At 73.1% G+C, this 6,000-nt stretch carries 4 protein-coding genes; 3 read left to right on the top strand and 1 reads right to left on the bottom strand.

Annotated features, from left to right (window positions below):
• Window positions 1–210: 210 nt before the first annotated feature.
• The 3 genes from ABTY15_RS36565 (at window position 211) to ABTY15_RS36555 (ending at window position 4,902) form a co-directional block, all read left to right on the top strand.
• Entirely contained in the window at window positions 211–942 is a 732-nt protein-coding gene (locus tag ABTY15_RS36565) for a hypothetical protein (RefSeq protein ID WP_350605503.1), read from the top strand.
• Window positions 943–983: 41 nt separating this feature from the next.
• The gene (locus tag ABTY15_RS36560; protein ID WP_350605502.1) at window positions 984–3,713 is read left to right on the top strand and encodes a SpoIIE family protein phosphatase; all 2,730 of its coding nucleotides are present in this window, start codon (window positions 984–986) and stop codon (window positions 3,711–3,713) included.
• Between the two features lie 361 nt (window positions 3,714–4,074).
• The gene (locus tag ABTY15_RS36555; protein WP_350605496.1) at window positions 4,075–4,902 is read left to right on the top strand and encodes a cupredoxin domain-containing protein; all 828 of its coding nucleotides are present in this window, start codon (window positions 4,075–4,077) and stop codon (window positions 4,900–4,902) included.
• Between the two features lie 21 nt (window positions 4,903–4,923).
• On the opposite strand, the gene ABTY15_RS36550 is transcribed toward ABTY15_RS36555, so the two are convergent.
• A complete protein-coding gene (locus tag ABTY15_RS36550) occupies window positions 4,924–5,739 on the bottom strand; it encodes a hypothetical protein (RefSeq protein ID WP_350605495.1) in 816 nt (271 codons plus the stop codon).
• Between the last annotated feature and the right edge of the window lie 261 nt (window positions 5,740–6,000).

Below are 6,000 nucleotides of genomic sequence, written 5' to 3'. Positions count from 1 at the left end.
GCCCTCGGCAACCCGGCGGTGCCCGCCGACGCCGCCCCGGCGGGGGTGTGCAGGAGGCGGGTGCCGGTCCGGTCCCGTCCGCGTCGCACACCCCACGAGCCGTACATCCCGCTCACTCTCCGCAACATCGGCCGTCGACCTCCCGCCGGGGCGTGCACCGGCGAACCTGGATACGCTGGACGGGAACTCCGGACCGCCGCCGATGCGGGGGTGACCGTGCACTTCGCGGAACAGATCGAGGTGGTCGTCACCGTGCCGAACCACGGCCTCGGGCTGTGGCTGCTCGGCGCGTTCGTGCTCACCTTCGTGGGCACCCGGATGATCACCCGCCTGATCAGGGCCGGCCGCGGACCGTTCCGCGACGTCCAGGTCGGCGGCACCCACCTGCACCACCAGGTGTACGGCATCTTCGCCATGCTGGCGGCCGGGGCGATCGAGTTCTGCTACCGGCCGGACACCCCCGGGGCGCAGGTGCTGGCCGTGCTGTTCGGCGCCGGTGCCGCGCTCGCGCTCGACGAGTACGCGCTGTGGCTGCACCTGGAGGACGTCTACTGGGCCCGTGAGGGCCGCAAGTCGGTCGACGCGGCGTTCCTGGCGGCGGCGGTCGGACTGCTCCTGGTCGCCGGGGTCAACCCGTTCTCCGACCTCGGCTCCGGGCCGGCCGCGCACGCGGCCTTCGCCGGCGTGCTGCTGCTCAACGTGGTGCTGAGCGTCGGGGCGATCCTCAAGGGCAAGACCGCACTCGGCGTGATCGGCCTGCTGATCCCGCTGGTCGCCCTGGTCGCCTGTCTGCGCCTGGCCAGCCCGGACTCGCCGTGGGCCCGCTGGCGCTACCGCCCGGGCTCGCGCTCCGCCGAGCGCGCGCTGCGCCGCTACCCCCCCGGCCGCCGGACCAGGATCGATGCACTGAAGGACTTCGTCGGCGGGGTGCCGCGCCGTTGACGCTTCGTGGTCGCCATCGCCGCGGTGCTAGAAATGGACACATGGTCGAACAGCCCGACCGATTCCGGTCCGTGCCGAAGCGGTCGCCGGTCGCGAAGAGTCCTCGCGGGAAGAAGAGTCCTCGGAGCGTGGCCGGCCAGGTGTTCGTGCTCCAGGTCGCGGTCGTGGTGCTGCTCGTCCTGGGGGCCATCCTGGCGCTGGTCCTGGAGTCGCGGCGGGCCAGCGACGCGGAGGCCCGCAACCGCTCGGTGGCCGTCGCCGAGTCCTTCGCGCACTCCCCCGGCCTGGTCGACGCGCTGAAGTCGCCCAACCCGTCGGCGGTGCTCCAGCCGATCACCGAGGCGACCCGCACCCCGGCCGGGGTCGACTTCATCGTGGTCATGGACACCCACGGGATCCGGTACACGCACCCCCTGCCGGACCGGATCGGCAAGCAGTTCGTCGGCACCATCGGCCCCTCCCTGGCCGGCCACGTCTACACCGAGAGCGTGAACGGCCCGCTCGGCCACGAGGTCCAGGCGGTGGTCCCGGTCAAGGCCCCCGACGGAACGGTCGTCGGCCTGGTGTCGGCCGGGCTGAAGGTCAACAACGTCACCTCGGCCGGCAACCGGCAGCTGCCCGTCATCCTCGGCACCGGCGCCGCCGCGCTCGCGCTGGCCACCACCGGGACGGCCCTGGTCGCCCGGCGGCTGAAGCGCCAGACCCGCGGCCTCGGCCCGGCCGAGATGACCCGCATGTACGAGCACCACAACGCCGTCCTGCACGCGGTGCGGGAGGGCGTGGTCATCGTCGGGCAGGACGGCCGGCTGCTGCTGGCGAACGACGAGGCGCGGGAGCTGCTGGGGCTGCCCGACGACGCGGAGGGGCGGCACCTGGGCGAGCTGCGGGACCTCGACCCCGGCACCGCGGAACTGCTGCTCTCCGGCCGGATCGCGACCGACGAGGTGCACCGGGCGGCGGGCCGGCTGCTCGTCGTGAACCAGCGGCCGACCGACCGCCACGGCGGCGCGATGGGCACCGTCGCCACGATCCGCGACTCCACCGAGCTCCTCGCCCTGGCCGGCAAGGCCGAGGTGGCCGGCGACCGCCTCGCCCTGCTCTACGAGGCGGGCAGCGGCATCGGCGGCTCGCTCGACGTCGTCCGCACCGCCGAGGAGCTGGCCCGGGTCGCCGTCCCCGGCTTCGCGGACTTCGTCACCGTCGACCTCGCCGACCCCGTCCTGAAGGGCGACGAACCCACCGGCACCGGGATGCACCTGCGCCGGGTCGCCGTCCACGGGATCCGCTCCGACCACCCCTTCTACCCGGTCGGCGAACTGATCGACTTCATCCCGTCCACCCCCCAGGCCCGGGGCTTCGACAGCGGCCGGACCCAGGTGGTGCCCGACCTGTCGGTCTCCGACGGCTGGCAGGCCCAGGACCCGGAGCGCACCCGGCAGATCATCGAGTACGGCGTCCACTCGCTGATCGCCACGCCCTTGCAGGCGCGCGGCATCATCCTCGGCGTCGCCAACTTCTGGCGCTGGCGCAAACCCGAGCCGTTCGACGACGAGGACCGCTCGCTGGGCGAGGAACTGGTCGCGCGGGCCGCCGTCAGCATCGACAACGCCCGCCGGTACACCCGCGAGCACGCCATGGCCGTCACCCTCCAGCGCAGCCTGCTGCCGCGCGCCCTGCCGGACCAGAGCGCCCTCGCCGTCGCGCACCGCTACCTGCCCGCGCAGTCCGGCGTCAGCGGCGACTGGTTCGACGTGATCCCGCTGCCCGGCAGCCGGGTCGCCCTCGTCGTCGGCGACGTCGTCGGCCACGGCCTGCACGCCGCGGCCACCATGGGCCGGCTGCGCACCGCCGTGCACAACTTCTCCGCCCTGGACCTCCCGCCGGACGAGCTGCTCGGCCACCTCGACGAACTGGTCAACCGGATCGACCAGGAGGAGACCGACAGCGGCACGGGCACCGGCGTCACCGGAGCCACCTGCCTGTACGCCATCTACGACCCGGTCTCCCGGCTCTGCACCGTCTCCCGGGCCGGGCACCCCGCACCCGCACTGGTCGGCCCGGACGGCACCGTGGTCTTCCCGGAGCTGCCGATCGGCCCGCCGCTGGGCGCCGGCGGGATGCCGTTCGAGACGGCCGAGCTGGAGCTCGCCGAGGGCACCCAGATCGTCCTGTACACCGACGGGCTGGTCGAGGAGCGCACCCGGGACATCGACGTCGGGATGGAGTTGCTGCGCAAGGCGCTCTCCCACCCCGACCGGGATCCCGAGGAGAACTGCCGGGCCGTGCTGGACGCCCTGTTGCCGGAGCGCCCGCAGGACGACGTGGCGCTGCTGATCGCCAGGACCCGGGTGCTCGGCGCCGACCGGGTCGCCGACCGGGAGGTGCCGTCCGACCCGGCCGCGGTCGCCGAGGTGCGGGCGTGGATCGCGACCACGCTGGACGCCTGGGACCTCGCCGACCTGGCCTTCGGCACCGAACTGGTGCTCAGCGAACTGGTCACCAACGCCATCCGCTACGGCTCGCCGCCCATCCGGGTCCGGCTGCTGCGCGACCGCAGCCTGATCTGCGAGGTGACCGACGGCAGCAGCACCTCGCCGCACCTGAAGTACGCGGCGACCACGGACGAGGGCGGCCGCGGGCTGTTCCTGGTGGCCCAGCTCACCGAGCGCTGGGGCACCCGGTACACCCCCGACGGCAAGGTGATCTGGGCGGAGCAGCCGCTCCCCGCCCCGGCGTGGAGCCCGGACGGGGACAGGCCGGCGCCCGCATAACGATCCACCCGTCCCGCCCGGGCCGGCCGGGCCCGTCGTCGGGGCGTCCCGGCCCGGGCGGCGGGCTCCTCCCGGCGGTTCCCGGCAGTTCGCGACGGTCGGTGGGCGGTAACCGTGGCGGGTCCTTCGTGAACGGCCTCCTCGCCCCGCGCGCCGACGGACCCGCCGACCGGGCCGGGCGGAGCCCGGGCGGGGCTCGGGCGGGGCCGTTACCGCCTCGAGACGTGACCGAGACCTGACCCCGTGTCACTTGTTAGGTAAGCCTTAGCTGCTCTACAGTCCCGTCGCTGTCCGAAACCACGCGCCGGGGAGTCGTGGCCGGGCCGACCTCCACCACACCCGCCACCACCTGGAGATCTCCGTGCGCTCTCGCCGCCTCCTGCCCATCGCCTGCGCCGCCCTCCTCGCGGTCCCGCTGCTGGCCGCCTGTAGCCAGAAGCAGGACACCGGCGCCGCCGGCGACAGCGGCAAGGTCGCCATCGCCGCCACCGACACCGCCTGCGACCTCGCCAGGACGGAGTTCCCCGCCGGCCAGACCACCTTCGCCATCAGCAACAAGGGCAGCCGGGTCACCGAGGTCTACGTGTTCGGCGAGCAGGGCGGGACGTTCACCAAGGTGGTGAGCGAGCTGGAGAACATCGGCCCGGGCACCTCCCGCGACCTGGCGGTCACGCTCGCCGCCGGCAGCTACGAGGTCGCCTGCAAGCCCGGGCAGACCGGCGACGGGATCCGCAAGAAGATCACGGTCGGCGGCGGCGCCTCCTCGGCTTCCCCTGCCGCCACCACGACCGCCGCACCCACTTCGACGGCCACCGCAGCCACCACCGCACCCTCGTCCACGCCGACGACCGCGCCCACGGCCACGGCCACGGCCACGCCGTCCACCGCCTACGACCGGGAGATCGAGGTCGAGGCCACGGAGTACGCGCTCGAGTTCGAGGGCATGGCCAAGTTCACCGCCAAAACCGGCGAGCGGATCGAGTTCCAGCTGGAGAACAAGGGCACCGTCCTGCACGACCTCCAGTTCTTCGGCCCGGACGGCACCGAGGTCGGCCAGGTCGCCGCCGTGCAGCCCGGCCAGAAGGGCGAGGCCGTCATCACCCTGACCACGCCGGGCACCTACACCGTCAAGTGCGGGATCGGCAGCCACGCCGCCCACGGCATGCAGACCACCTTCACGGTCGGCTGACCGCTCGCCCCTGGCGGAGCCTCACACGCCCTGCTCCACCGCGCCCCCGCTCGGCCCGGTCACCCCGGTCGCCACGCTCGGCCCGGTCGAGCGGGGCGCGGTCGAGGTCCGCAGGGCGGCCGGGGCCCTCCGGGCCCACTTCACCTCCTCGGGGTCCGGTTCGCTGAGCCAGCCGGCCTCCCTGGCGAAGTCGACGATCTCCTCCCAGCTCTCCGCCTTGTCGTAGACCGTCCCGTCGATCCGCACGACCCCCTCCGCACTGACCTCGATCGGCAGCGTCCACTCCCGGTAGAGCTCGAGGTACTTGCGTCCCATGTCGGTGAGGGACAGGTAGTCCGAGAGCGGGAAGAACGCGTCCCGGTCGTTTTCGTACTGCTTCCGCATGCCTTCCAGGCCGTCGAATTCGGGCTTCTCCGCCAGGTACCCCAGGTACGTGAGCCGCTCCAACTCCCGGTACATCTCCGGCAGGTACTGCACCTTCGCGTCCTTGTTCTCGGGCTCCAGCTTCCGCAGGTGCCGCCGCTCGTGGACGGTGAGCAGGCTGAGGACGGCCAACCGGAGCGACTGGACGCGGCTTTCGAGCTCCGAAAGCCGCCATCTCGCCTTGAAGGGACCGAAGGAGAGCTCCTCCAGCGCCCCCGGGCTCGCCAGCGCCAGCAGGGCCAGGACCAGCGCACCGAACACCCCGATGACGGCGGCGGCCAGGTTCTGCGTGTGCCGTAACGCGCTGTCGACGAAGACGTCGACCAGCATGGCGAAGATCGCCCCCGCGAAGACGAGGGTGAGGATGCGGAGCCAGCGGGCGGTCCGCTTCGACGAGGACGAACGGGACACCATCGTCGCCACCACCTCTCGCCGGTCCGCCCGGGCGGCGGAGCCCGGGCCGGCGGAACAGCACTCCCAAGATCCAGTATCGCCCCGGGGCCGGTCACCCGTACAGCACCGGCCGGCGGGCGTTCACCGGTCTCACCTGGCTCTGCCGTCCCAGCTCCAGCCGTCGGCCGGGAGGCGCAGTTCGTCGACCACTGCACCGCCCGTGTCGGTGTCACCCCCACTGACTACCGCCGGGCCTTCCGCTCCCCCGCCTGAGGCGGGTGA

It is taken from the genome of Kitasatospora sp. NPDC097643 (assembly GCF_040302625.1).
Classification (GTDB): Bacteria; Actinomycetota; Actinomycetes; order Streptomycetales; family Streptomycetaceae; genus Kitasatospora.
This window is presented reverse-complemented; position numbering and strand designations above follow the sequence as displayed.